The sequence below is a fragment of the Rhodococcus sp. JS3073 genome (assembly GCF_026810085.1).
Classification (GTDB): domain Bacteria; phylum Actinomycetota; class Actinomycetes; order Mycobacteriales; family Mycobacteriaceae; genus Rhodococcus_F; species Rhodococcus_F wratislaviensis.
The window spans coordinates 3,171,914-3,195,607 of record NZ_CP113951.1 but is presented as its reverse complement, the minus strand read 5'-3'; the positions used below and the strand labels follow the sequence as shown (position 1 = coordinate 3,195,607).

Sequence of the window (23,694 nt, the reverse complement as noted above, 5' to 3'; positions counted from 1 at the left end):
CTCCATGGGTTCTCGGGAGTGCGGCTGGTTCGCGTCCGCCGGACACGGGTTCGCACATTGCTCGTTTCAGCCATGGGCAATGTGTTCCGAAATATAGCGGGATCGTGTTTCCATCAGATTTCCTGTGCAGAAACAGGTCTCGGGCCGACGACGGCGCAGAAATCGACGAGTGCCGCGACCAGGGCCTCGCGCGCCGACAGTTGCGGGGCGTGATCGCTGTCCAACGTCACCACCCGCGCGCCCGGCACCCGGTCCTGCATCGCACGCTGCGTCACGAGCGGCACCGAACGGTCGAGCGTCGCCTCCACGTACAGGCGGGGGATGGAGCCGAACCGCTCCGGCGTCCACGCCGGGGCCATGAGACGCGCAGTCTCGAGTTGCGGCAGCAGCTTTCGCGCGGCAGCGATCGCATCACCAGCCGACGATTCGTGAAAGAACACGGCGGCCGCGGCTTCCGGAGGCACAATGGTCCCCGATCCGTCGGGGGTCGACTGCAGCCAGGCCGAGATCCCGACCGGTTCCGGTAGTCGCAGGTCTGCGCAGAGGTCGCCGAAGCTGATTCCCGAGGGCAGCATCATTCCGGCGACGTACGCCACACCTGAGATCCGCTGCGGAATGCGCTCGGCCACCTGGGTGGCCACGATGCCGCCTCCGGAGTGTCCGACCACGAACACGGGCCCGTCCAGCGAAACGATGTGCGCCACGACGACATCCGCCACGGCGTCCAGATCGGTTCGCGCACCGTCGGGCCAGGTTCCCACGCCGGGAAGGTCCAGCGGGTGCGGCTCGTACCCGCTGTTGCGCAACGGCTCCAGAAGTGTGTCCCACACCCAGTTTCCCGCCCAGGCGCCGTGGATCAATACGACGTGCCCACGGGTCACCGAGCGGTCGCCCGGTCCGCCGCGGCGAGGACCCGCTCGGCCTCCCGACCCGCGGCTGTGTTCTTCTTGCCGTGACGCGAACCCGCCAGTTTCGCCTTGATGTGCTCACGGACAGTCACCGGTGCGTATCCGTCGTCGGAGTGTTCGCACAGTCCCGGCAGGGTCGCGATCACCGCGTCGACGTTGCCGTCGTGGAAGAACGCCGCCGATCGCCGGCGCTTGATCGTTCCGTCGACGACGGGCGGAGTCACCCGGTGCAGCGTCGACATCCACCGGTCGTTCGTGAGCCGGGCGGTGAGATCGCCCAGGTTGACGAGGAGTGCGCCCGCCGCGGGGCTCACATCGTGCCAGCGCTCGTCGCGCCCGAGGACCTGCAGGCCGGCCACACGATCGGCCCACAGCACGGTGACCAGTCCGAAGTCGGTGTGCTCACCCATGCCGGTCAGCTCGCCGTCGAGGGTGACGCTGCCCTCCGGCAGCGCGTAGTTGTTCATGCGGAGGACGTCGATGGAATGGTCGGTCAGGGCGGTGAAGAAGCCCGGATCGAGCCCGAGGGCGTCGGCGAAGATCCGTGTCAGGGTGCGGGCGACGCGCTCGCCGTGCGCGTAGTAGGCCTGCACGGCGTCCGTGAAGGAGGGCACCTCGGGCCACACGTTCAGCCCGTAGTCGTCCTCGGACAGGTCCAGGTCCGGGAACGACCGGGCCTCCGTTCCGACGTTGTAGGCCTCGAAGAAGTCGTTCATCCGGGTGGCCGATTCGACGCCCAGGCTGAGGCTGAGCGACTCGCTCTTCGGCGGGCTGTACCCGCGGTTGGCGCCCTCCACGCGATACCTCTTCTTCGTCTCCAGGGGCAGCGCGAAGAAGTCGTCGACGGCGCCGGCGAGTCCCTCGATCACCGGTTCGGGGATGCCGTGACCGAGGATCTGGATGAATCCGACGGTGGCGCACGCCGAGTCGATTTCGCGCGCCACCCGGGCGCGTTCCGTGTCGGACCCACCGGTCACGTACGGGGAGATGTCGATGACGGGGACGTCGAACGGCTCAGGCACGGGCGGCAACATGCGGCTCCTCGGAGGTCGGGGGAATGGGTTCGGTTGCGATGACGGGTGCGGAGGCGGCGCGGGCGGCAGCGCCGATCCGGGTGTGGTTGAACAGCAGGTTCAGGGAGAACGCAGAGATGGCGGCGAGGGTGATGCCGCTGCCGAGCAGGATCTGGGCGGACGAGTCGAAGTGCTCGAACATGCCCTCGGCGAACTCGGGGAGCAGGCCGATGCCCACCGACACCGCGACGATGGTGGTGTTGATCCGGTCGCTGAGATCCACCTTGCGGAGCGTGTTCATCCCCACTACCGCGACCGTCGAGAACAGGATGATGCCGACACCGCCGACGACCGGCGCGGGCAGGGCGGCGACGACGGTGCCCATCTTCGGGATCAGTCCGAGGACGATCAGGATCGCACCGCTGGTGGCCGTCACGTAGCGGCTGTGGACGCGGGTGGTGGCGACGGCTCCGACGTTCTGCGTGAAGATCGTGTCGACGAACGCGTTGAAGATGCCGCCGAGTACGCCGGACAGCGCATCGCCGACGAGGCCGCGGGCCACGTCGCCCTTGGTGAGGGGCTTCCCGGTGATCTCGCCGAGCGCCAGCATGCTCGCCGTCGACTCCGCGAACACCACGGCCATCACGATGCTCATCGCCACCACCGCCGTGACCGGGAACTCCGGCGCCCCGAAGTGGAACGGAGCGGTGATGCCGAACCAGGGGCTGCCGGACACGCCGCCCAGGTCGATCAGGCCCATCGGAATCGCGACGAGCGTGCCGATCACGAGGGCGAGGAGCACGCCGAGTTGGGTCCAGATCCCGCGGCCGAGGCAGAGGAAGGCGATCGCGACCAGCACGACCACACCGGCGAGCATGATGTTGCCGGGATCCGCGAAACCGTCTGCCGTCGGATCGTTTCCGACGATGAGGCCGGCGGCGACGCCGATCAGGGAGATGCCGACGACGGTGAGGACGACCCCGGTGACCAGCGGTGGGAAGAACCGGATCAGCCGCGCGAACGGCACGGCGAGGGCGAGTCCGACCAGGCCGCCTGCGAGCATCGAACCGTACACCGCCTGCAGCCCGTATTCCTTGGCGATGAGGATCATCGGAGTCAGCCCGGCGAACGTGGCGCCGCAGACGATCGGCAGCCGTGCGCCGGCCAGCTTCCCCACCCCGAGGCTCTGGATGATCGTGATGATGCCGGCGATCAGAAGGTCGGCGCTGATCAGCAACGCGACGGTGGACTTGTCGAGTCCTACTGCGGCACCGAAGACCAACGGGACGGTGATGCAGCCGGTGTACATGATGAGCACGTGCTGCAGACCGAAGGCCGCTTGCCGCACCAAAGGCAGGCGCTGGTCGACTGCGTGGAAGGACATGGGTCGATCTCCGTCCGAGTGAAGGGAGCGTTCGAGTTCACGTTCTATTGAGCACGTCAATCTTTACTAAGCAGGGTCAATTTCGTTTCGTCCGTGTTATCAGTCGCAGTTTCCGCGAAACACGGTGCTAGCGTTCGCCTCATGGACGAGGATCAACGCCTACTGGCCGTTGCCATCGGCACCGCGATCAGGTCGGCCCGGCGTGACGCGGGACTGACCCTGCGCGACGTGGCGGCCAAAACGGGACTGTCGCAGCCGTTCCTGAGTCAGGCCGAGAACGGGCACTCGATGCCGAGCGTCATGAATCTGCACCGGGTCGCGCAGGTGCTGGGAACCACGGCGCACGCCCTGCTCGAACAGGGCGCACGCACGCCCACCAGCCTCGTGCGCAGCCGGGAGGGCAGGCGCTTCGCGCTGTCGGACGGCGCCGTGCTCCGCTTCTGCTCCACGGGCGTGCGCGCGATGGAACCGAACGAGGTGACCGCGCAACCGGGTTCGCAGGCCGGCGAGCACACCGAACATGCCGGCGAGGAGTTCATCTACGTCATCGACGGCAGCATCCGAGTGGAGGTCGGCGTCGAGGAGAGTTACGTGCTCGACCGGGGAGACACGCTGTACTACCCGGCCACCGTGCCGCACCGGTGGTTCAACGATGCCGCGGAACCGGCACGGTTCCTCATCACGAGCACCCCGCCGTCCTTCTGACCGTCAGCGGCCGAAACCCTCGAGCAGCCCGGTGTACTTCTTGGGCAGGGGAGTCGCGAATTCTCCGCGCGCGCCGGTCCGCAATCCCAGCGTCACGAGGGACTGGACCATGAGGGTGGCCGCCGCCACGCCGTCGACGACCGGCACCCCGAGTTCCGCCGAGATGACGGCGCACAGGTCCGCCATGCCCGCGCACCCCAGCACGATCGCGTCCGAGCCGTCCCGGTCGAGGGCGACGCGGCAGGCCTCGATGATCACCTTCACCGCGTCCGGGTCGCGGTCGAGGTCGAGGACGGCGATCTCGCACGCATGCACACCGAGGCAGAACCGTTGCATGCCATACCGTTCGGCCAGTTCCCAGGCCCGGCCCCGGGTGCGTCCCAGCGTCGTGACGACGCTGAACCCGCGGCCGAGGAAGCTCGCGGCGTGCATGGCTGCCTCGGCGATCCCGAGGACGGGTCCGGAGGCCAGTTCGCGGGCAGCGTCGAGGCCCGGGTCGCCGAAGCAGGCGATGACGTAGCCGTCCACCCCGGCCTCCTCGCCGCGCGCGATCTCCTCGAGAAGCCCGGGGACACTGAGTGCTTCGTCGTAATGGCTCTCGATCGACGCGGGACCCATCTGCGGGCTCACCGCCTCGACGAGCGTCCCCGGACCCGCGACGGAGCGCGCACAGTCGCCGATCTTGTCGGTCATCGACTGGGTGGTGTTGGGATTGACGATCTTGATGTGCACGTTCGTCGACCTATGTTTCGATCGGGGCTGTGCGATGCGCGCGACGGGCACCGGTGGACAACCCGAGGTAGCAGACGAATCCGACACCCATCCCGAGGAACCACGAGTACTGGGCCGCACCCGCCATGCCCCACACGTCGAGTCCGAACGGCTGGGCCTTGAGGATCACGGGAATCATCGCGACCAGGGCTCCGACGACGGTGGAGATGATCGCAGCGGGGTTGTAACCCTTCTTGTACCAGTATGTTCCGCCCTCGGACATGGTGAACATGTCGTCCAGGATCACTCGCTGCCTGCGCACCAGGTAGTAGTCCGCGATGAGGATTCCGAACAGCGGTCCGATGAACGCCCCCAGCGTCTCGAGCGTGTAATGGATCACCTCGGGATTGTTGTACAGGTTCCACGGTGTGATCAGGACGGATCCGACGGCGGCAATCATTCCGCCCGTACGCCAGCTGATGCGCTGCGGACTGACGTGCGAGAAGTCGAATGCCGGGGAGACGAAGTTGGCGACGATGTTGATACCGATGGTGGCGACGATGAAGGTGAGGAGGCCGAGGACGACGGCGAACAGGTTGTCCATCTGCGCGACGGTCTCGACGGGATCGGTGATCAGGCGGCCGTACACGGGAAGGGTCGCGGAGGCGGTGACGACGGTGAGGATCGAGAAGAACAGGAAGTTCACCGGGAGGCCGAGGAAGTTGCCGCGCTTGACCGCGCCGAACGTCTTTCCGTATCGGGAGAAGTCGCCGAAGTTGAGCATCGGGCCCGAGAAGTACGACACGACAAGGGCGATCGCGCCCAGCACCACGGGCACCGCGGACCAGCCCGTGTAGTTCACCTCGCCGAGGTTCAGGCTGATGTTCGACCAACCGGCCTCGCTGATCAGGTAGATCGCGAGCATCAGCATCACCACGTAGACCGCGGGGCCGCAGAAGTCGATGAATTTGCGGATGCTCTCCATGCCGCGCCAGAAAACCAGCGCCTGCAGCACCCACATCGTCATGAACCCGGCCCAGCCGAGGGCCGACAGTCCGAGGAATCCGTGCTCGTGCACGTCCGCCCAGGGCGCCAGGCCCGGCCAGATCTTCAGGCCGAGGATCACGAACGCGTGCGACGCCAGGTACGTCTGGATTCCGTACCAGGCCACCGCGATGAGGCCGCGGATGATGGCCGGGACGTTGGCACCGAGAACGCCGAAGGCGCTGCGGCACATGACCGGGTAAGGGACGCCGGTGACCTGGCTGGGCTTGGCCACCAGGTTCGCGAACACGTTGACGATCGCGATACCGACCACCAGGGCGACGAGGACCTGCCAGCTGGTCAGCCCGAGCGCGAACAGGCTGCCCGCGGTGACGTAGCCGCCGACGCTGTGCACGTCGGACATCCAGAACGCGAAGATGTTGTACGAAGACCACGACTGCGTCTTCAGCGGCGCGAGATCGTCGTTGGTGAGTCTCGGGTGATAGCCGGGCTTGATCAGCCCGGCGCCGGCCAGGTGTGCACCGGGGACGGTTTCCCCCTCGTTGGAGGGCGCTGTCTGAGTCATCGTTTCGCTCCCTGGTGCAGTACGGACACGACTGCGTCGACGTAAGGGTGCCTCGGTGAAAAGCACACCACCGAAGTGCTGGGAGCAAAAGTAGTTTTCGGATATTTCCTGGCTGTGACGGCGAAGATATATTCTCACCGGTGCACGGTCCGGGCTGAGAATATATCTTGCCGGGCGGTCTACCCGGGCGTGTTCCGGAAAATTCCGGTATCCGTCGGCAGGGCGGCGATCACCGTGTCGAGTTGTTCGTTGTGCCGGTCGGTGGCCGCCTTCAACGCCGCGCCGTCGCGGGCGAGGAACGCCGCCAGCATGTCCCGGTGCCCGAGGTGAAGCTGCAGCCGCGCCGGCGTCCCCACCTGCGACATCGGCTGCACTGGCTCGGTGATGTTCCACGCCGACTCGAACATGTGCAGCAGTCGCTGCATCCGGCACGGCGATGCCAGGGCCAGGTGAAAGTTGCGGCTCTCCCGGTGGTACGCGGTCAGGTCGTCCTCGAGCACCGAGCGGTCGAGTGCTTCGTAGGCCTCCCTGGCCCGGGCGTCGTCGGCCTCGTCGGCGAGGGTGATCGCCACGGAGTGCGCCGCCGACTCGAGAACACCCCGCACCAGGTAGAGCTCCTCGAGTTCGTCGACGGTCAGCCGGGCGACCGTGTACCCGGCGTTGGCCCGGTGGTCGACGAGACCTTCGCCGATCAGCGTCTTCAGCGACTCCCGGATCGGGATACGGCTGACGCCGAAATGCTCGGCCACGTCGTCCACCGGGATCGGGGTCCCCGGCGGGGCGCCGCCGCTGAGGATCACCCGGCGCAGCTCCTCCAGGATCACGGTCTGAGAGCTGCCGGGATCCCGGTTGGCCAGATTCGTGACCAGCATCGACGGTCGTCGCGGGGGCATCGGACCGTCCTCAGGCGGGGTGGAAGTCGCGCCAGTGGCGGGCGATCTCGATGCGCCGGGCAACCCAGACGTCGTCGTGGGACTGCACGTGATCGAGGAAACGCTCCAGCGCCGCGGTGCGGGCGGGTCTGCCGACGATGCGGCAGTGCAGACCCACGGACAGCATCTTCGGCGCCCCGGCCGTTCCCTCCGCGTACAGGACGTCGAACGCGTCCCGCAGGTGCGCGAAGAACTGCTCGCCGCTCGGGAAACCACCGGGCGACGCGAACCGCATGTCGTTGGTGTCGAGGGTGTACGGCACCACCAGATGGTCGACGAGACCCTTCCCGGGGGCATCGACCTTCACCCAGTAGGGCAGGTCGTCGGCGTACGAATCGGAGTCGTATTCGAAACCGCCGTGCTCGACGACCAGCTGCCGGGTGAGCGGGGAATCGCGGCCGGTGTACCAGCCCAGCGGTGCCTCACCGGTGAGGTCGCGCAGGATCTCCACCGCCTCGGCCAGGTCCTTGCGCTCGGCGTCCTCGTCGGAGAGCTGGTACGACTTCCACCACAGGCCGTGGCAGGCGATCTCGTGACCGAGTTCGCGAAAGGCGCTGACGGCCTCGGGGTTCCGCTGCATCGCCTTGGCCACCGCGAAGATCGTGAGCGGCAGCCCGCGTCGCTCGAATGCCCGGAGCACGCGCCACAATCCGGCGCGGGATCCGTATTCGTAGATCGATTCCATGCTCATGTGCCGGTTCGGAAACGGCTGGGCCCCGACCATCTCGGACAGGAACGTCTCCGATGCCTCGTCGCCGTGGAGCACGTTGTTCTCGGCGCCCTCCTCGTAGTTGAGGACGAACTGGACGGCGATCTTCGCGCCGCCCGGCCACTGCGGATCGGGCGGGTGCTGCCCGTATCCGACCAGGTCACGGGGGTAGCTGGAGTCGAAAGCGTGGGTCATGATTCCAAGCCTGCCCGACCGGCCGCGGTCAGGGAACCCCACAGGCGCAACCGCGCCGTGCCGCCGTCCCGTTCGCGGACGCTCGCCTCGCCGGGCGGCGGACTGTGGAAGCTGGGCGCGGTCAAGGTGTTCGGGGTCACGGGTGCGGCTACCTCCTGATCGGGCGTGGGGCAAGTGTAGGGCGTCGGAGTGGGTGGTGCGGGCGGCCCTCGTGCGCGCCGAGGTGCTCAGCTGCCCGGAACCACCGCCCGGGTGAGGAGGTCACGCAAGGTGTCCACCGTGCATCCGGGGGCCTGCGTGCGGACCGCGTCCTCGTCGAACGCGCCGCACGCCAGCCCCCGCAGGATCACCGTCGCGAGCGCCTGCGCGGTCGCCGGTTCGTCCATCACCCCGCCGCCCTGGCGGTCGAGGTAGGCCTGGACACGGGTGGCCGCGGCGGGCAGCGCACCGCGGTAGAAGTCGAACGTCGCGAGCCAGCGGGTGATCAAGTGCCCGGGATGCATGTCCCATCCCTGGTAGTACCCGCGTTCGAGCGAACGGGTGACGAGCCGGTAGTGCCGGGCGAGCGCGGCGTGGACTTCCTCGTCGCTGCCCTGCGGGACGACCTGGGTGGATCCGTCGCACACCCACACCCCGGTCTGGGCCGCCGCCACCAGCATCACGGACTTGGCGTGATCGGCCACCGGATGCTCGAGCGACTGGAACCGGGACGCGATTCCGCAGGCCGCGCTGTAGTCGTAAGTGCCGTAGTGCAGTCCGGTGCAGCGCCCGTCCGCGAGGTGGATGGCCTTCGCGACGGTCACGGTGCCGTCCGGTCCGAGCACGGCCTGCGGGCTCTCGATCTGCAACTCGAAGAGCAGCGACCTGTCGGGGAGCCCGTACGCACGCTCGAGTTCCTCGCACAACGCGACGACGGCGGTGACCTGCTGGGCCGCACGCAGTTTCGGCACCGTGAACACGAAGCCGTCGGGAACCCCACCCGCGCCTTCGAGGACGAGTTCGAGGGTCCGGATCCCGCGGCGGCGCTCGTGCGGGGCCAGGCCCTTCGCCCGGATGCCCAGCGACCGCGGGCCGGACGGGTCGGACGAGAGCAGTCGCAGCGTGCGTCCCGCCTCCAGTGCGGCCGCGTCCTCGACGTCGTCGCTCCGCCAGCCGTAGCCGTCCTCGAAATCGATCCGCAGATCCATGATCGGACGGTGTTCGAGCATCGCGCGGACATCGGGAAGCGCACCGGTCGTTCCGATTTCGGACAGCGCATTCGTGTGCCTGTCCAGCAGTTCGACTGCCTGCTCACCCCACACCCTCGGGGTGTCCGGTCCGGCGTCCGCCGCACTCACGTAGACGGTGTGGATGGGCTGCGGTTGCTGTCGATCACCCGGAAAGGCGTCCGCGAGGTCGGTGTCGACGGGGTCGAGGAGTGCGTCGACGCGGTCGAAACCGCTGTCGGGGAGACGGCTGAGGTACTGGGGGTTCACGCCACGATCTTGGCAGAAACGCGGGATTCCCGTCGTCCACACCGCGCCGGATGACATTCGTTCAGGCCGTCACACCGCGCAGATACGACTCGACGGCGCGGGCCAGTTGCCGCACGCTGCGTTCGGTGCCGGGCTCGATGCCGTCGAGTGAGCGGGCGCCCACGAAACGGTCGAAGACCAGGCCTTCGACGACGCTGACGAAGTCCGCGCCCGCGTTCTCGGGTTCGGCGACGCCGAGGGCGTCGAACAGTTCGGCGGCGCGGGCACGGGAGAACAGGCACGTCGCGAGGAGAGGGTGCAGGTCGGCGTCACCGGACAGTTCGACGGTCAGCGCGTGCCGCGCGACGAGGTCGTCGTGGCGGGTGTGCAGCAGCCGGTCCAGGGACCGGGCCACCCCCTCGGCGAGGGATGCGAGGTCGAGCGACGGGGCCGCCGTGGTCTCGAACTCCTGCCGCGACCGTTCGGCGAGCCGGCGGACGGCGGATTCGATCAGTGCACGCCGGGTGCGGAAGTAGTAGGACGTGGACCCGCCCGGGAGATCCAGTGCGCGGTCGACGGCTCGATGCGTCAGCGCGCGCATGCCCTCGCGCGCGACGATCGTGATCGCCGCGTCGGCTATCTGCTCACGCCGCTCGGGCACGGTGTCTTCCTCCTCACATCGGCTTGTCGCACGAGACTCTACATTCGTAGTGTTTCCTCTGTGGATGTAGAGGTTCTGTTTGACGACGCGCAGCGCGCTGCCGCGGCCGTCCTGGACGAGACCGCCGCGGGCCTGGAGCAGGGGAGGCCCGGAGTTCGCGGCGTGTACCTGTGGGGACCCGTCGGACGCGGCAAGACGTGGCTCATGGACGGCTTCCACAGGTCGGCGGAGGTCTCGAAGCGGCGCGTGCACTTCCACTCGTTCTTCCGCCGGCTCCACGCCGACGCGCACACGCTGGGGTCCATCGACCTCGCGATCGATGCGGCCCTCGGGGATGTCCGGCTGCTGTGTTTCGACGAGTTCCACCTGCACGACGTCGGGGACGCGATGCTGGTCGCACGACTGCTGAAGGCCCTGTTCACCCGCGGGATCACGTTGGTGGCGACATCGAACTATCCACCGGACGGGTTGTTGCCGAATCCGCTGTTCCATCACCTGTTCGCGCCGTCGATCGCCGTGCTGGAACAGAATCTGACCGTCGTGCGGGTGGCCGGTCCCGTCGACTACCGCACCGTGGCCGCCGCGGACACCGGGTTCGCTTCGAGCCGTTTCGTCCGGGCTTTCGAAAGCGAGCCCCCGGACCTGACCGAGCGCGTGGCGCTGACCGTCGGGACGCGCACGGTGACGGCCTCCGCCGTGCGGGACCGCACGGTCTGGTTCGAGTTCGCGGTGCTGTGCGGCACCCCGACGGCACCCGCCGACTACCTCGACCTGTCGGAGCGGTTCGGATGCTGGGCGATTACCGGCGTGCCCCGACTGCGGGAGGCCGGCGCGGAGACCGTCCGACGGTTCGCGAACGTCGTCGACGTGCTGTACGACCGGGGTACCGCGCTGACCCTGGTCGCCGAGGCGTCGTGGGACGACGTGGTCGCCGGACTCGACGGCACGCTCGACTTCGACCGCCTGGTGAGCAGACTGTCGACACTGATCCGGTGACCACCGGGGCAGACCCGTACGTGGGTCTGCCCCGGTGAATCGATCAGACGTGCCGGCTGTACGCGGGGAGGTCCAGCTGGCCGTTGCCGGACAGGCCGATGACCACGACCTCCGGTTCGGTGACCGTGCGGGCATGCTCTATGGCCGCGGCCACGGCGTGCGTGGATTCCGGCGCGGGGATGATGCCCTCGGCGCGGGCGAAGAGCAGGCCCGCGGCGAGTGCGTCGTCCTGTTCGATCGCGGTCGCGTCCATCAGTCCGAGAGCGACGGCGTGCGAGACCATCGGCGACATGCCGTGGTACCGCAGACCGCCCGCGTGGATGGCGGGCGGAACGAAGTCGTTACCGAGGGTGTACATCTTCAACAGCGGCGTCAGGCCTGCGACGTCACCGAAGTCGTAGCGGTACTCGCCCTGCGTCAGCGACGGGCAGGCCGCCGGCTCACACGCGACGAGATGGGTGGTGGTGCCCTCGCGCAGATTGCGACCCAGAAACGGGAACGTCAGGCCCGCGAGGTTGGAACCGCCTCCGGCGCAACCGAACACCGTGTGCGCGACAAGCTCACCCGCCTCCTCCAGCTGGGCCATCGCTTCCTGGCCGATCACTGTCTGGTGGAGCATGACGTGGTTGAGGACGCTGCCCAGCGAGTAGTGCGCACCGGGATCGTTGGCGGCCACCTCGACGGCCTCGCTGATCGCCATGCCCAGGGAACCGGTGGTGTCGGGATGCTCGGCCAGGATGGCCCGACCGGCTTCGGTGAGGTCGGACGGAGACGGATGGCAGATGCCGCCGTACGCCTCCATCTGGAGCCGGCGGTACGGCTTGGCGTCGAAGGATGCGCGGACCTGCCAGACCTCCACCTCGAGGCCGAGCAGGGCGCCGGCGAACGACAGCGACGCGCCCCACTGGCCCGCGCCGGTCTCGGTGGTGAGCTTGGTCGTGCCCTCGAGCGCGTTGTAATAGGCCTGTGCCACAGCCGTGTTCGGCTTGTGCGATCCGACGGGGCTGACACCCTCGTACTTGTAGTAGATTCGTACGGGTGTGCCGAGCACTCGCTCGAGCCGACGCGCACGCACCAGCGGCGACGGTCGCCACATGCCGTAGATCTCGCGGACCGTCTCGGGGATCTCGATGTACCGCTCGGTCGCGACCTCCTGTTCGATCAGGCTCGCGGGAAACAGCGGTGCCAGGTCTTCCGGTCCCAGTGGCTCACGTGTGCCGGGATGCAGGTGCGGCGGAACGGGTTCCGGAAGATCGGCGGCAAGGTTGTACCAGTGCGTGGGTACGGCCGAGGGAACCGCAACCCCCAGAGGTTCCAGCGATCGAGCCAGGTCGGCTCCGGTTACCGGGGACGTGGTCAAGTAACTCTCCTTCGTGGATGGATACGTCCCGAACATGCTGCGCTGTCCGCCGCCGCGAACGGGTGATTTTCCCGGTCCGCGCGTGTCACGATGGAGAGGCAACTCGGGAGTGAGGATGCCGGACCGTCGCGTGCGCAGCAGGGTCGTCCACACGGTCGCCCTGCTGGCGGCCGTCGTGACGGTCACCCTTGCGGTCCGGGTGGCCCCCGCGCCCGACACCCCCGCGACACCGTCGGAGCCGGGCGGAGGTGCGACGCGCGCGCTGGTCATCCTCTCGGCGATCGCCGTCGTCGTCGCGGCGGCGGCGCTGGCGTCCGCCCTTCGCAGCGGTCGGCCGCGGGTCGCCCCCGACCCGCCGCCGGCAGGGCCCACCGGAAACACCGGGTCCTCGGTCTCGCGCCGGCACATTCTCGGCTGGGCGGCGTTCGCCTCGCTCCTCGTGGCCGCGGCGTTCCTCCTCGGGTCCGTCGGTGGAGACGAACCACTCGACAGTCAACCGTCGCCGGCGAGCCCGGCCGCCGACGACGGGGCTGACCGAACCGACGAGTCCGTGCCCACCGAGACTCGTCCGCCGCCCGGCATTGTGGACGAGACCCGCGAGGACCTGACGGAATTGTGGACCGCGGCAGCGATTGTCGGTCCGGTACTGGTGACCGTGCTGATCCTCGGGGCCGTGGCCCGGCGCCCCCTCCGGTCGCGGGTCGGCGCCTGGACCGCGGCGAGTTCCCCCGACGGTCCGGCTGCCTCGCAGTCGCTGGCCCGGGCAGCGGAGGAAGGTCTCGCCGTGGTCGTCGCGCCGAGTCTGCCGCCGCGTGAGGCCATCATCGCCAGCTACGCCGCCATGGAGGATGCGCTGCAAGGGGCGCCGGGCGCCGAACCGCGGGAGTCGGACACCCCGTCCGAAGTGCTGGCTCGTGCAGTGCAACTCGGAGCGCTGCGCTTCGAGGCGGCGGCGCCGCTGGTGCGACTGTTCTCCGAGGCACGGTTCAGCCTGCATCCGATGGGCGAACAGCACCGCGACGAGGCCGCGGATCTGCTCCGGCGTGTGCTCGACGACCTGGAGAGGGACGCATGCTCGCCGTCGCGGTAGCCGGTGTCGGGGCGGTGCTGGCCGTGGAGGTCCCGCTGGTGGCCGCCGGCCGGTACAGTGCGGCCGTGCTGTACGCGGGAGCGGTGACCGCGCTGGTGCTCTTCGAGATTCGACGACGCATGGCACCCGGGGACGTCGACGACCAGCCGCCGGGCCTGGAAGCCGAACGGGCCGAGGCGACGGCCCGCTGGATGGCACGAACGGAATCACTGATCAGCTGGGCGGACGGTACGCGCGGCGACTGGGATCACCATCTGCGTCCGCTCCTGGCGCGCGAGTTCCAGCAGTCCACCGGACAGCGGCAGGGACTGGACCCCGCCGACACCGCAGCCGCGGGTGAGGTGTTCTTCGGCGACTTGTGGCAGTGGGTCGATCCCGAGTGCGTGCAGCGCTCCGACCGGGCCGCACCCGGGCCGGGCCGGAATGTCCTCGACCGGATCCTGCAACGGCTGGAGCAGCTGTGACGATGCCCGCCGAGGTCACCACCGCGCGCGCCCACGCGGTGCTGGCGGAGGTCGAACGGGCGGTGGTCGGCAAACACGACGAACTCACATCCATCCTGCTCGCAGTGCTCGCCGGCGGGCACGTGCTCATCGAGGATCTGCCCGGACTCGGAAAGACCCTGGTGGCACGATCTTTCGCAGCCGCGCTCGGGCTCGACTTCACGCGGGTCCAGTTCACCCCCGACCTGCTGCCCGCCGACCTGCTCGGCGCCACCATCTACGACATGCCGTCGGGACGCTTCGAGTTTCGTCCGGGCCCGATCTTCACCAACCTGCTCCTCGCCGACGAGATCAACCGCACCCCGCCCAAGACCCAGGCGGCACTGCTCGAGGCGATGGCCGAGGGGCAGGTCAGCGTCGACGGCACCACCCGGATCCTGCCGCGTCCCTTCATCGTGCTCGCCACCGACAACCCCATCGAATACGAGGGCACCTACCCGCTGCCCGAGGCGCAGCTGGACCGGTTCGCGCTCCGGCTGCGGCTGGGGTACCTCACCGAGACCGACGAGCACGAGATGCTGCGCCGACGGCTCGACCGGGGATCCGCCGCCGTCGTCGTCGAGCAGGTGGTCGATGCGGCCGACCTCCTGGCGATGCGCGAATCGCTCGAGCAGGTCAGCGTTCATCACGACGTCCTCGGGTATGTCGTCGCGCTCGCGAACGCCACCCGGCACCACCCGCAGGTCGAGGTCGGGGCCAGTCCCCGCGCGGAACTCGACCTGGTACAGCTGGCTCGGGCACGCGCCCTCCTCTCGGGCCGGGACTTCGTCATTCCGGAGGACATCAAGGCCCTGGCCGTTCCCGCTGTCGCACACCGCATCAGCCTGCGCCCGGAGATGTGGGTGCGCCGCATCCGCAGCGACGACGTCCTCGCGGAACTGTTGCGCCGTCTCCCCGCGCCGAGGGCACGATGACCGAGCACCAGCTGACGTGGCGGGCGTCGCCGGCAGCCCTCGCACTGACGACCTGCGCCGCCGTGGCGCTGACGGCGGGTGTCGTGGGGCGGTGGTGGGAACTGATCGTGTTCGCCGCCCCGATGCTGGGAGCGCTCGGCACGGTGATGTGGTTGCCCCGTCCGGCCATCGGCGTCCGGGTCGAGGCGTCGGCGCGCATGCTGCGGTGTTTCGAATCCGAGTCCGTGCACCTCTCGGTGGACGTGACGGCGTGCGGTGGTGCGGCGGAACTCGAAGCGGCACCGGTGCCGTCCGACGGCTACACGGTCGAGCAGGTCGGCGTCGGCGACTACGTGGTGTCGGCGAACCGGTGGGGTCGGTACGAACCCGCACTGACGGTCACGGCACGTGCAGGCGGCGGCCTGCTCACGGCGTCGCTGCCGGTTCCCGTCACGGAGCTGCGGGTGTTTCCGTTGGCGCCGCCGATGCCGACTCCGTTGCCCCACGCCACACTTCCGGACCGAATCGGCGCGCACCGCACCCGCCGATTCGGTTCGGGCGTCGAGTTCGGGGACATCCGCCCGCACGCGCCGGGAGACCCGCTGCGGAGCGTCAACTGGCCGGTGAGTGCCCGGCGCGGCCGGCTCCACGTCACCGAACGGATCATGGACCGCGCCGCGGACGTCGTCGCCGTACTCGACACCACCCCGCAGGCGCCCGGCCCGGCGTCGGAGAGCCTGCACCGGACCGTGCGCGGGGCGACGCAAGTGGTGCAGACGGCCCTGCAGCGCGGCGACCGGGCCGGGGTCGTCGTCCACGGGCTCCGGCTGCGATGGCTCGGCGCCGACATCGGGCGCAGGCAGTTCTACCGAATCCTCGACACCGTGCTCGACTCCGACGCCGGCGCCGCCGAAGGCACACTCGTCCCGCGCGTCGCGTTGCCGCCGAGGGCAGTGGTCCTCGCGTTCTCCACCATGCTGGACACCAATTTCGCGCTGTCGCTGCTGGAGTTGAGGCGACGCGGTCACGTCGTGGTGGCTGTCGACGTGCTCCGAGGCCCGCCGTTCGAGTACGAACTCGATCCGATGACCGGCAGGATGTGGCGGCTCGAGCGGCGGAACATGTACCGGAACATGGGCGTTCTCGGGGTCCCGGTGGTGGCGTGGGACGACGATTCCGCGCTGGACCTGGCGCTGGCTCTCGCCGATCGTGCCCGCCGGCCGTCGGGGGCATTCCGATGAGATGGATTGGGGTGGTCGTGGTGCAGGCGGCGCTGATCGCGCTCGTCCTGGGCAACGCGTCCGCGCTCGCGGCGGCGGCCGCGGGTGTCGCGGCGACGGGATTGCTACTTGTCGCGTATACCGGTCTCGCACCCGGAATCCCGACGCTACTGCTGGGCGCGGTCGTCACCGGTGCCGCGGCCGGTCTGGCAGCGACACTGCCGGACGGACCGGCATGGGCGTCCCTGCTCGGACCCGGTGCGGTGGTGGTGCTGTTCCTCGTCGCGGTGTGGCCGTACGTCCGCAGACGCACGCCCACGACCGAGGGTCAGAACCGGCGGATGCTGTAGATGTGGAACTGCGACAGCGGCGCCAGACCCACGGGCACGCCGCGCCCGTACGCATTGAAGACCTGACCGAAGCCGGCGTAGATGCCGATGTGCGACGCGTCCGGGTTGAGCACCACGATGTCGCCGGGAGCCAGCGCCCACAGCGGAATGGGTGCGCCGACCTCGGCCTGCTCCCACGTGGTGCGTGGCAGATTCACCCCCGCCTGCCGGAATGCCCACTGCACCAGTCCCGAGCAGTCCCACGCGTCCGGGCCCGTCCCACCCCACAGATAGGGCTTGCCTGTCTGGGTCGTCGCGGCCGCGAGTGCGGCCAGCCCGGTCGGGGTGGGAATGGGTGTCGGGAGTACGGACGAACCCATCGAACTGCCGCCGGTGCTGCCGCTGTCGGAACTCCCCGCCACCGGTGCGGCGTTCGCGGGGAGAGCGACGAGGGCGGTCGCACAGAACGCGAGAGCACCGGCAACGGCGGCGCGCCGCACGGGACGGAGATGTCTGCGCTGGGACACGAGGTCCCCCCTTTGTTCGCTACTGCTCGTGGAGAGCCGTGGAACCGCCCCGACCATCGGTTGACACGTCTCGATGAGGTCACGGAAAGCGTACAAAGTGTTGCGGCATCGTGCCTGATATTCGCGAATATCCGCCCGAACTGGGCACATTCGGTCAAATTTCGGTAACTGTCACCCCTGGGCCAGGGTCAGCACCACGTCGGTCAGGGCCGGAGCATCATCACGCTCGGAAACCGTGGCCGAGATGAGGAGCCTGCCCTCGTCCCGCCAGATCCGCGTGTGCAGCGTCTCGCCGGGGAAGACCACGCCCGCGAACCGGACTCGGAACCCCGCGACCTGCGACGCGTCCGAGTCGAGTACCGCATCCACGGCCGCTTTGCACACCATCCCGTAGGTGCACAGGCCGTGCAGGATCGGGGCGGGAAACCCTGCGGCGGAGGCGAACTTCGGGTCGGAATGCAGGGGGTTACGGTCGCCGCACATCCGGTACATCAGCGCCTGCTGCGGAAGGACGGGGGTGTCGACCTCGACGTCGGCGGGCCGGTCGGGCAACTCGACGGACTGGGACGGTCCGCGCTCGCCGCCGAAACCTCCTTCGCCGCGGGCGAAGATGGACGACCGCCCGGTCCACAGGCGAGTGCCGTCGAGGTCGGTGGTCGTCGACTCCTGCACGATGACGGCGGCCTTGCCCTTGTCCCACACCTCGGCGATGCGGGTGGTGGTGCGGGCCCTGCCCTCCGGGGGAATCGGCTGGTGCACGGTCACTTCCTGGCTGCCGTGGACCACGTTGGCGAGGTCGATCTCGATGCCCGGGAACGACACGCGCGGGGCCTCGGTCGCGTGGAAATTCGCGGCCACCGTGGCGAACGTGGGGAGCACCTGCGGCTTTCCGTCGGTCAGGTACCGCAACTCCCTCTCGTCGAGCGGACGGGATCCGGCGCCGAGAGCGAGGTGGTAGTGCTGCACGTCGGAACTGGTCCAGGAGAACTCCTGAACGGGCAGTTCGGCTCCGATGGCGATGTTCGGATCAATGGGCATTGGTGGTGTCTCCGGTAAGTGACGTCGGGGAATCGGCCTGCGAGGACTTGTCGAGGATATCGAGAACCGCGAGATAGCCGAACGTCATCGCCGGACCGATGGTCGCGCCGGGGCCGGCGTAGGTGTGGCCCATCACCGGTCCGCTGGCATTGCCCACCGCATAGAGGTTCTCGATGGTGCTGCCGTCTTCCCGCAGCACGCGGGCGTTGCGGTCGGTGCGGAGACCGCCCTTGGTGCCGAGGTCGCCCGGGACCATCTTGACGGCGAAGAACGGCGCCTTCTCGAGCGCTCCGAGGCTCGGGTTGGGCTTGTTGCGGGGATCCCCGTAGTAGTGGTCGTACCCGCTTTCACCACGGCCGAAGTCCTCGTCCTTGCCGTTGCGGGCGAAAGTGTTGAAACGCGAGACCGTTTCGGTGAGCGCGTCGACCGGTACGCCGATCTTCCCGGCCAGCTCGGCGACGGTGCCCGCCTTGACGATGACACCGGCCTTCAGCCAGCGACCGGGGAACGGGGACCGCGGGGTGACTCCGGCGAACGCGTACCGGTCGCGGTAACGCTGGTCGAGGACGAGCCAGCACGGCACGTTCTCGCCCGGTCCGTCGCCCTGGCCGTGCGTGCCGCCGTACATCGCGTGCGTCGCCTCGACGTACGGCGCGGATTCGTTGACGAAGCGCTTGCCGGATTCGTTGATCATGATGCAGCCCGGCAGGCTCCGCTCGGACAGCGCGAACCACGGGCCGCCGGTGAGCGGGATGGACGGTCCCCACCAGGCGTCTTCCATCAGATCGAGCGCGGCACCGAGCTTTTCGCCCGCCCAGATGCCGTCGCCCGTGTTGGCCTTTGCGCCGACGGTCCACTCGGTGCCGATCGGTGCCCGCTGGTACTTCTTGCGGGCCTCGTCGTTGTGCTCGAAACCGCCCGACGCGATCACCACGCCGCGGCGTGCCCGGAACACCTGCGGCTGTCCGTCGACCGTGGCGGTCACACCCTTGACCACGCCGTCCTCCACATAGAGGTCGGTGAGCGGGGTGTCGAGCAGGATCGGGACGCCTGCGGCCTTCAGTCCGGCCTGCAGTCCCGCGACGAGCGCCTGACCGCGGACGAGCAGGCGCTTCCCGGTGAGCTTGGCGCCGAGGAAGCGGAGACCGACCCGGGCTGCGCGAAGGGGGCCGCGCGGGTTGCGCATCAGGAGGTTCAGCCAGCGGTAATCGGCCTGGGTGATCACGAAATTGGACGGGGCCTTCACGTAATCGGGTTCGAGCTTCGCGAGGTCGGCGCCGAGCTTCCTGCCGTCGAACGGTGTCGGCTCGACGGACCGTCCACCGAGCCGCCCGCCGGGGGCCTCGGGGTAGTAGTCGGAGTATTCGGGCACCCACTGCAGTTTCAGCGGGCTGTTCTTCAGCACGAACGACAGCATCTCGGGGCCGCGGTCGATGTAGGCGTCGATCCGGTCCTTCGGGACCACGTCGCCGATGATGCTGTGCAGGTAGGTCCGCGCGGCGTCGGTGGTGTCCTCGACTCCCGCGGCGATCAGCGCCTCGTTGTTCGGGATCCACACGCCACCGCCGGATCGTGCGGTGGAGCCGCCGAAGTGTGGCGCCTTTTCGAGGATGACGACGCTGAGTCCCTTGTGGGCCGCGGTGAGGGCCGCGGTCATTCCACCGGCACCGCTACCGACGACCACGATGTCGTATTCGTGCTTGCTCATGTAGAACACGTTATAGAATGATGGGGTTGTCAGTCCATCCTTTCTGCCAGGAAGTATTACTGACGCCAACAAACAAGAACGAAACACGTTGCAGTGGAAACCGGTGGGCGTGCGCACGCAAACGAACTTCAGGGAAGGTCCTCTAACCATGCTCTCGACGCAACTACGCACCGAGTTGGCGAATCAGCTCGACGCCGCGGAACGGGGCCGCGCTCCCATCGGCCCCCTGACCGCGGACCATCCCGACATCGACGTCGTCGACGCCTACGAGATCCAGCTGATCAACATCCGCCGCCGGCTGCAGGACGGAGCGAAGGTCGTCGGGCACAAGGTCGGCCTGTCGTCCCTCGCCATGCAGCAGATGATGGGCGTCGACGAACCCGACTACGGCCACCTGCTCGCCGACATGGAGGTCTTCGAGGACCAGCCCGTCGACACGGCGCGGTTCTGCTTCCCGCGCGTGGAGGTCGAGGTCGCGTTCGTGCTGGGCGCCGACCTCCCCGGCGCAGGCTGCACCGAGCAGGACGTCCTGGACGCCACCGTGGCGTTCGCACCGTCCATCGAGCTGATCGACAGCCGGATCACCGATTGGAAGATCACACTGCCGGACACCATCGCCGACAACGCGTCGTCCGCCGGTTTCGTGCTCGGCAAGAACCGGGTGCGGCCCGCGGACATCGACATCAAAACCATCGACGCCGTCCTGACGAGCAACGGTGAGACCAAAGCCGAGGGACGCAGCGACGCGGTGCTCGGCAACCCGGTGACGGCCGTCGCCTGGCTCGCGCAGAAGGTCGAGAGCTTCGGCGTCCGGTTGAAGGCCGGCGACATCGTGCTGCCCGGCTCGTGCACCCGCGCCATCGACGCTCACCCGGGCGATCATTTCCGCGCCGAGTTCAGTGGGCTCGGAACCGTATCCCTGCAGTTCAAGTAGGAGTTTGTTCATGACCAAGGCAAGTGTGGCGATCGTCGGTTCGGGCAACATCAGCACCGACCTGCTCTACAAACTGCAGCGATCCGAGTGGCTCGAACCCCGCTGGATGATCGGGATCGACCCCGAGAGCGAAGGCCTGGCACGGGCCCGCAAGATGGGACTGGAGACGTCGGCCGAGGGTGTCGACTGGTTGCTGAACCAGCCGGAGAAACCCGATCTCGTCTTCGAGGCCACATCCGCGTACGTGCACCGGGAGGCCGCACCGCGCTACGAGGCCGCGGGCATCCGCGCCGTCGACCTGACACCCGCCGCCGTCGGACCGGCCGTGGTCCCGCCGGCGAACCTGCGTGAACACCTCGGCGCCCCCAACGTCAACATGATCACGTGCGGAGGGCAGGCCACGATCCCGATCGTGTACGCGGTCTCCCGCGTCGTCGACGTGCCGTATGCGGAGATCGTCGCGTCGGTGGCGTCCGTCTCCGCAGGCCCGGGCACCCGCGCGAACATCGACGAGTTCACCAAGACCACCAGCCGCGGCATCGAGACCATCGGCGGAGCGCAGCGCGGCAAGGCCATCATCATCCTCAACCCGGCCGACCCGCCGATGATCATGCGCGACACGATCTTCTGCGCGATCCCCGAGGACGCCGACCGCGACGCCATCACCGATTCCATCCACCGCGTCGTCGCGGACATCCAGCAGTACGTCCCCGGCTACCGGCTGCTCAACGAACCGCAGTTCGACGACCCGAGCGTCGTGTCGGGCGGGCAGGCGACGGTCACGACGTTCGTCGAGGTCGAGGGCGCAGGCGACTTCCTGCCGCCGTACGCGGGCAACCTCGACATCATGACCGCAGCGGCAACCAAGGTGGGCGAAGAGATCGCCCAGAAGCTCCTGAGTGTGGAGGCATGAGCACTATGGTCCATTTCGACGCCAGCTGGGACATCCGCGTCACCGATACCTCGCTGCGGGACGGTTCGCACCACAAGCGGCACCAGTTCACCGGTGAGGAGGTCCGGGCCATCGTCGGTGCGCTCGACAACGCCGGGGTCCCGGTCATCGAGGTGACACACGGCGACGGACTCGGTGGGTCCTCGTTCAACTACGGGTTCTCCAAGGTGCCGGAGCAGGAACTCATCTCGATCGCCGTCGACACGGCGAAGAACGCGAAGATCGCCTTCCTGATGCTGCCCGGGTTGGGCATCAAGGACGACATCATCGTCGCCCAGGACAACGGCGCCTCGATCTGCCGCATCGCGACGCACTGCACCGAGGCGGACGTGTCCATCCAGCACTTCGGGCTGGCCCGCGACCGCGGACTCGAGACCGTCGGCTTCCTGATGATGGCGCACTCGATCGCACCGGAGAAGCTCGCCAAGCAGGCCCGCATCATGGCCGACGCCGGCTGCCAGTGCGTGTACGTCGTCGACTCCGCAGGCGCGCTCGTGCTCGAGCAGGTGTCCGACCGCGTCGAGGCGCTGGTGCAGGAACTCGGCTCGGACGCCCAGGTGGGTTTCCACGGTCACGAGAACCTCGGACTCGGTGTGGCGAACTCGATCGCCGCGGTCCGGGCGGGTGCCAAGCAGATCGACGGCAGCACAAGACGATTCGGCGCCGGTGCCGGAAACGCGCCGGTCGAGGCGTTCGTCGGCGTGTGCGACAAGATCGGCGTCAAGACGGGCATCGACTTCTTCGCGATCGCCGACGCCGCCGAGGACGTCGTACGTCCGGCGATGCCCGCCGAATGCCTCCTCGACCGTCAGGCGCTGATGATGGGATACGCCGGCGTCTACTCGAGCTTCCTCAAGCACGCCGAACGTCAGGCCGAACGGTACGGCGTCTCGTCGGCCGAACTCCTCGTCCGCGCCGGCAAGCGCAAGCTCGTCGGCGGCCAGGAAGACCAGCTCATCGACATTGCCCTCGAACTGCAACGCGAGCGCCTGTGAGTACTTATTAACCGCCCGCGGTTAATAAGTACTCACAGGTCAGCGGGCGGTCTCCCACAGCCCGACGACGTTGCCCTCCGAGTCGGTGAAGTATGCGGCGAATCCCATGTTCCCGACGGGGGTCCTGCCGGTGACGGTCTTGCCGCCGAGGGATTCGATCCTTTCGAGGGCGGATTCGATGCTCTCGACGTCGACGGTGACCGCGGGAGAGGTCACCTCCCCGCGCTGCATCATGCCGCCGTTGATGTACCCGGGTTCGTCGGGCATGCCGCTCTCGCCGACGGGTCCGGTGGTGACCATGCTGTAGTCCATGTCGGGGATCTCGGCGATGGCCCACCCGAAGGCGTCCCGATAGAACGCTCGTGCGCGGTCACCGTCGTCGAAGGGGATCTCGAAGTGCACGATTCGGCCTGTCATGGCACGCCTCCGGTTCGGCTGGAACCGCCGAATCCGACGGCATGTCCAGCCTAAAACACGTGCGCCCAATGTGACATTCGTGTAGCCCGACTGCACGAATGTCACATTGGGCGACGCAACCGCCGCAGCGGTACCGACGACTATTCGACGCGATCTCGCACGTCGATGAACCCCTCCATCACCGCGTGGTTGATGCTGTCCCACAGTCGCGGGCACCCCTCGCGGAGCGCGGTGGACTGTCCCTCGCCGACGGCGTCCCGGAATGTCGGGCACGTCTTCGCAGGGTCGTCCGTCCACTGGACGCTCGTGTGCTTGAGGCTGTTCTTGCGCACCAGCACACAGGTTCCGCACGTACGGCACTCGACTTCGTTCATGCCGTCGTCGAGGTAGTTGGCCTTGTCGGCCAACGTTTGCGCATGAATGGCCTCGAGCCGAGCAGGCTGCCCGGCGAAGTCGGGAGCTTTGGCCCATTCGATCGAGGCGCTCATGA

Annotated in this window: 26 protein-coding genes; 10 read left to right on the top strand and 16 right to left on the bottom strand. The window is 68.3% G+C overall.

Annotated features, from left to right (window positions below; genetic code table 11):
- Positions 1 to 113: 113 nt before the first annotated feature.
- From OYT95_RS14365 to OYT95_RS14355, 3 genes are read right to left on the bottom strand one after another with little or no spacing between them, the layout of a single operon-like run.
- Entirely contained in the window at positions 114 to 881 is a 768-nt protein-coding gene (locus OYT95_RS14365; protein ID WP_268791779.1) for an alpha/beta fold hydrolase, read from the bottom strand.
- Complete coding sequence (locus OYT95_RS14360) at positions 878 to 1,942, bottom strand: isopenicillin N synthase family dioxygenase (RefSeq protein ID WP_268791778.1); 1,065 nt, start codon at positions 1,940 to 1,942, stop codon at positions 878 to 880. The genes OYT95_RS14365 and OYT95_RS14360 overlap by 4 nt, the downstream gene beginning before the upstream one ends.
- Complete coding sequence (locus OYT95_RS14355) at positions 1,923 to 3,305, bottom strand: uracil-xanthine permease family protein (RefSeq protein WP_268791777.1); 1,383 nt, start codon at positions 3,303 to 3,305, stop codon at positions 1,923 to 1,925. Before OYT95_RS14355 ends, OYT95_RS14360 begins: the two co-directional genes overlap by 20 nt.
- A gap of 141 nt (positions 3,306 to 3,446) precedes the next feature.
- On the opposite strand from OYT95_RS14355, the gene OYT95_RS14350 reads away from it, so the two are divergent.
- The gene (locus OYT95_RS14350) at positions 3,447 to 4,010 is read left to right on the top strand and encodes a helix-turn-helix domain-containing protein (protein WP_268791776.1); all 564 of its coding nucleotides are present in this window, start codon (positions 3,447 to 3,449) and stop codon (positions 4,008 to 4,010) included.
- Between the two features lie 3 nt (positions 4,011 to 4,013).
- Here the strand turns inward: OYT95_RS14350 and OYT95_RS14345 are convergent, their stop codons facing one another.
- The 7 genes from OYT95_RS14345 to OYT95_RS14315 form a co-directional block, all read right to left on the bottom strand.
- A complete protein-coding gene (locus OYT95_RS14345) occupies positions 4,014 to 4,742 on the bottom strand; it encodes an aspartate/glutamate racemase family protein (RefSeq protein ID WP_128642229.1) in 729 nt (242 codons plus the stop codon).
- A gap of 10 nt (positions 4,743 to 4,752) precedes the next feature.
- A complete protein-coding gene (locus OYT95_RS14340) occupies positions 4,753 to 6,291 on the bottom strand; it encodes an NCS1 family nucleobase:cation symporter-1 (protein ID WP_268791775.1) in 1,539 nt (512 codons plus the stop codon).
- A gap of 179 nt (positions 6,292 to 6,470) precedes the next feature.
- Entirely contained in the window at positions 6,471 to 7,184 is a 714-nt protein-coding gene (locus OYT95_RS14335; RefSeq protein ID WP_268791774.1) for a GntR family transcriptional regulator, read from the bottom strand.
- Positions 7,185 to 7,194: 10 nt separating this feature from the next.
- Entirely contained in the window at positions 7,195 to 8,127 is a 933-nt protein-coding gene (gene puuE, locus OYT95_RS14330) for an allantoinase PuuE (RefSeq protein WP_268791773.1), read from the bottom strand.
- Entirely contained in the window at positions 8,124 to 8,267 is a 144-nt protein-coding gene (locus OYT95_RS14325) for a hypothetical protein (protein WP_174233890.1), read from the bottom strand. Before OYT95_RS14325 ends, puuE begins: the two co-directional genes overlap by 4 nt.
- 87 nt (positions 8,268 to 8,354) lie before the next feature.
- On the bottom strand, positions 8,355 to 9,602 hold the full coding sequence (locus OYT95_RS14320) for a DUF6986 family protein (protein ID WP_268791772.1): 1,248 nt from the start codon (positions 9,600 to 9,602) through the stop codon (positions 8,355 to 8,357).
- 61 nt (positions 9,603 to 9,663) lie between these two features.
- On the bottom strand, positions 9,664 to 10,242 hold the full coding sequence (locus OYT95_RS14315) for a TetR/AcrR family transcriptional regulator (RefSeq protein WP_112301962.1): 579 nt from the start codon (positions 10,240 to 10,242) through the stop codon (positions 9,664 to 9,666).
- 60 nt (positions 10,243 to 10,302) lie between these two features.
- Between OYT95_RS14315 and zapE the strand changes: the two genes are divergently transcribed.
- Positions 10,303 to 11,238 carry a cell division protein ZapE gene (zapE, locus tag OYT95_RS14310; protein ID WP_268791771.1) on the top strand — a complete coding sequence of 312 codons (936 nt, stop codon included), beginning with the start codon at positions 10,303 to 10,305 and terminating at the stop codon, positions 11,236 to 11,238.
- Positions 11,239 to 11,281: 43 nt separating this feature from the next.
- Here the strand turns inward: zapE and OYT95_RS14305 are convergent, their stop codons facing one another.
- Positions 11,282 to 12,598 carry a TrpB-like pyridoxal phosphate-dependent enzyme gene (locus OYT95_RS14305; protein WP_268791770.1) on the bottom strand — a complete coding sequence of 439 codons (1,317 nt, stop codon included), beginning with the start codon at positions 12,596 to 12,598 and terminating at the stop codon, positions 11,282 to 11,284.
- Between the two features lie 115 nt (positions 12,599 to 12,713).
- Between OYT95_RS14305 and OYT95_RS14300 the strand changes: the two genes are divergently transcribed.
- From OYT95_RS14300 to OYT95_RS14280, 5 genes are read left to right on the top strand one after another with little or no spacing between them, the layout of a single operon-like run.
- Positions 12,714 to 13,688 (top strand): DUF4129 domain-containing protein, encoded by a 975-nt coding sequence (locus OYT95_RS14300; protein ID WP_112301961.1) that lies wholly within the window; start codon positions 12,714 to 12,716, stop codon positions 13,686 to 13,688.
- Positions 13,670 to 14,152 (top strand): hypothetical protein, encoded by a 483-nt coding sequence (locus OYT95_RS14295; protein WP_112301960.1) that lies wholly within the window; start codon positions 13,670 to 13,672, stop codon positions 14,150 to 14,152. The genes OYT95_RS14300 and OYT95_RS14295 overlap by 19 nt, the downstream gene beginning before the upstream one ends.
- Complete coding sequence (locus OYT95_RS14290) at positions 14,149 to 15,105, top strand: AAA family ATPase (protein ID WP_005263839.1); 957 nt, start codon at positions 14,149 to 14,151, stop codon at positions 15,103 to 15,105. Before OYT95_RS14295 ends, OYT95_RS14290 begins: the two co-directional genes overlap by 4 nt.
- Positions 15,102 to 16,325 carry a DUF58 domain-containing protein gene (locus OYT95_RS14285; RefSeq protein ID WP_112301959.1) on the top strand — a complete coding sequence of 408 codons (1,224 nt, stop codon included), beginning with the start codon at positions 15,102 to 15,104 and terminating at the stop codon, positions 16,323 to 16,325. The genes OYT95_RS14290 and OYT95_RS14285 overlap by 4 nt, the downstream gene beginning before the upstream one ends.
- Positions 16,322 to 16,654: a hypothetical protein gene (locus tag OYT95_RS14280; protein ID WP_112301958.1), complete on the top strand. Its 333-nt coding sequence runs from the start codon at positions 16,322 to 16,324 to the stop codon at positions 16,652 to 16,654. Before OYT95_RS14285 ends, OYT95_RS14280 begins: the two co-directional genes overlap by 4 nt.
- On the opposite strand, the gene OYT95_RS14275 is transcribed toward OYT95_RS14280, so the two are convergent.
- The 3 genes from OYT95_RS14275 to kstD form a co-directional block, all read right to left on the bottom strand.
- Complete coding sequence (locus OYT95_RS14275; RefSeq protein WP_005263843.1) at positions 16,633 to 17,133, bottom strand: C40 family peptidase; 501 nt, start codon at positions 17,131 to 17,133, stop codon at positions 16,633 to 16,635. The two genes, OYT95_RS14280 and OYT95_RS14275, sit on opposite strands and share 22 nt — an antisense overlap.
- Positions 17,134 to 17,331: 198 nt before the next feature.
- The gene (locus OYT95_RS14270) at positions 17,332 to 18,198 is read right to left on the bottom strand and encodes a MaoC/PaaZ C-terminal domain-containing protein (protein WP_268791769.1); all 867 of its coding nucleotides are present in this window, start codon (positions 18,196 to 18,198) and stop codon (positions 17,332 to 17,334) included.
- Positions 18,188 to 19,906 carry a 3-oxosteroid 1-dehydrogenase gene (kstD, locus tag OYT95_RS14265; RefSeq protein ID WP_268791768.1) on the bottom strand — a complete coding sequence of 573 codons (1,719 nt, stop codon included), beginning with the start codon at positions 19,904 to 19,906 and terminating at the stop codon, positions 18,188 to 18,190. Before kstD ends, OYT95_RS14270 begins: the two co-directional genes overlap by 11 nt.
- A 148-nt stretch (positions 19,907 to 20,054) precedes the next feature.
- Between kstD and OYT95_RS14260 the strand changes: the two genes are divergently transcribed.
- Genes OYT95_RS14260 through dmpG form a run of 3 tightly spaced genes read left to right on the top strand, consistent with a single transcriptional unit; the run spans position 20,055 to position 22,787 of the window.
- Complete coding sequence (locus OYT95_RS14260; protein WP_037242056.1) at positions 20,055 to 20,840, top strand: 2-keto-4-pentenoate hydratase; 786 nt, start codon at positions 20,055 to 20,057, stop codon at positions 20,838 to 20,840.
- Between the two features lie 10 nt (positions 20,841 to 20,850).
- Complete coding sequence (locus tag OYT95_RS14255; protein WP_112301956.1) at positions 20,851 to 21,753, top strand: acetaldehyde dehydrogenase (acetylating); 903 nt, start codon at positions 20,851 to 20,853, stop codon at positions 21,751 to 21,753.
- Positions 21,750 to 22,787, top strand: a complete 1,038-nt coding sequence (dmpG, locus tag OYT95_RS14250; RefSeq protein ID WP_112301955.1) for a 4-hydroxy-2-oxovalerate aldolase — start codon at positions 21,750 to 21,752, stop codon at positions 22,785 to 22,787. The genes OYT95_RS14255 and dmpG overlap by 4 nt, the downstream gene beginning before the upstream one ends.
- Before the next feature lie 39 nt (positions 22,788 to 22,826).
- On the opposite strand, the gene OYT95_RS14245 is transcribed toward dmpG, so the two are convergent.
- Together OYT95_RS14245 and OYT95_RS14240 are read right to left on the bottom strand one after the other, a co-directional pair.
- Positions 22,827 to 23,204 carry a VOC family protein gene (locus tag OYT95_RS14245; protein WP_037242047.1) on the bottom strand — a complete coding sequence of 126 codons (378 nt, stop codon included), beginning with the start codon at positions 23,202 to 23,204 and terminating at the stop codon, positions 22,827 to 22,829.
- Between the two features lie 140 nt (positions 23,205 to 23,344).
- Positions 23,345 to 23,692 (bottom strand): hypothetical protein, encoded by a 348-nt coding sequence (locus OYT95_RS14240; RefSeq protein ID WP_037242045.1) that lies wholly within the window; start codon positions 23,690 to 23,692, stop codon positions 23,345 to 23,347.
- Positions 23,693 to 23,694 lie beyond the last annotated feature (2 nt).

Bases quoted from the DNA above. Each gene is read 5' to 3' on its own strand.
- OYT95_RS14360 (WP_268791778.1), bottom strand. From the start codon at position 1,942: ATGTTGCCGCCCGTGCCTGAGCCGTTCGACGTCCCCGTCATCGACATC.
- OYT95_RS14355 (WP_268791777.1), bottom strand. From the start codon at position 3,305: ATGTCCTTCCACGCAGTCGACCAGCGCCTGCCTTTGGTGCGGCAAGCG.
- OYT95_RS14350 (WP_268791776.1), top strand. From the start codon at position 3,447: ATGGACGAGGATCAACGCCTACTGGCCGTTGCCATCGGCACCGCGATC.
- OYT95_RS14340 (WP_268791775.1), bottom strand. From the start codon at position 6,291: ATGACTCAGACAGCGCCCTCCAACGAGGGGGAAACCGTCCCCGGTGCA.
- OYT95_RS14335 (WP_268791774.1), bottom strand. From the start codon at position 7,184: ATGCCCCCGCGACGACCGTCGATGCTGGTCACGAATCTGGCCAACCGG.
- puuE (WP_268791773.1), bottom strand. From the start codon at position 8,127: ATGACCCACGCTTTCGACTCCAGCTACCCCCGTGACCTGGTCGGATAC.
- OYT95_RS14300 (WP_112301961.1), top strand. From the start codon at position 12,714: ATGCCGGACCGTCGCGTGCGCAGCAGGGTCGTCCACACGGTCGCCCTG.
- OYT95_RS14295 (WP_112301960.1), top strand. From the start codon at position 13,670: ATGCTCGCCGTCGCGGTAGCCGGTGTCGGGGCGGTGCTGGCCGTGGAG.
- OYT95_RS14285 (WP_112301959.1), top strand. From the start codon at position 15,102: ATGACCGAGCACCAGCTGACGTGGCGGGCGTCGCCGGCAGCCCTCGCA.
- OYT95_RS14280 (WP_112301958.1), top strand. From the start codon at position 16,322: ATGAGATGGATTGGGGTGGTCGTGGTGCAGGCGGCGCTGATCGCGCTC.
- OYT95_RS14270 (WP_268791769.1), bottom strand. From the start codon at position 18,198: ATGCCCATTGATCCGAACATCGCCATCGGAGCCGAACTGCCCGTTCAG.
- kstD (WP_268791768.1), bottom strand. From the start codon at position 19,906: ATGAGCAAGCACGAATACGACATCGTGGTCGTCGGTAGCGGTGCCGGT.
- OYT95_RS14260 (WP_037242056.1), top strand. From the start codon at position 20,055: ATGCTCTCGACGCAACTACGCACCGAGTTGGCGAATCAGCTCGACGCC.
- OYT95_RS14255 (WP_112301956.1), top strand. From the start codon at position 20,851: ATGACCAAGGCAAGTGTGGCGATCGTCGGTTCGGGCAACATCAGCACC.
- dmpG (WP_112301955.1), top strand. From the start codon at position 21,750: ATGAGCACTATGGTCCATTTCGACGCCAGCTGGGACATCCGCGTCACC.
- OYT95_RS14245 (WP_037242047.1), bottom strand. From the start codon at position 23,204: ATGACAGGCCGAATCGTGCACTTCGAGATCCCCTTCGACGACGGTGAC.
- OYT95_RS14240 (WP_037242045.1), bottom strand. From the start codon at position 23,692: ATGAGCGCCTCGATCGAATGGGCCAAAGCTCCCGACTTCGCCGGGCAG.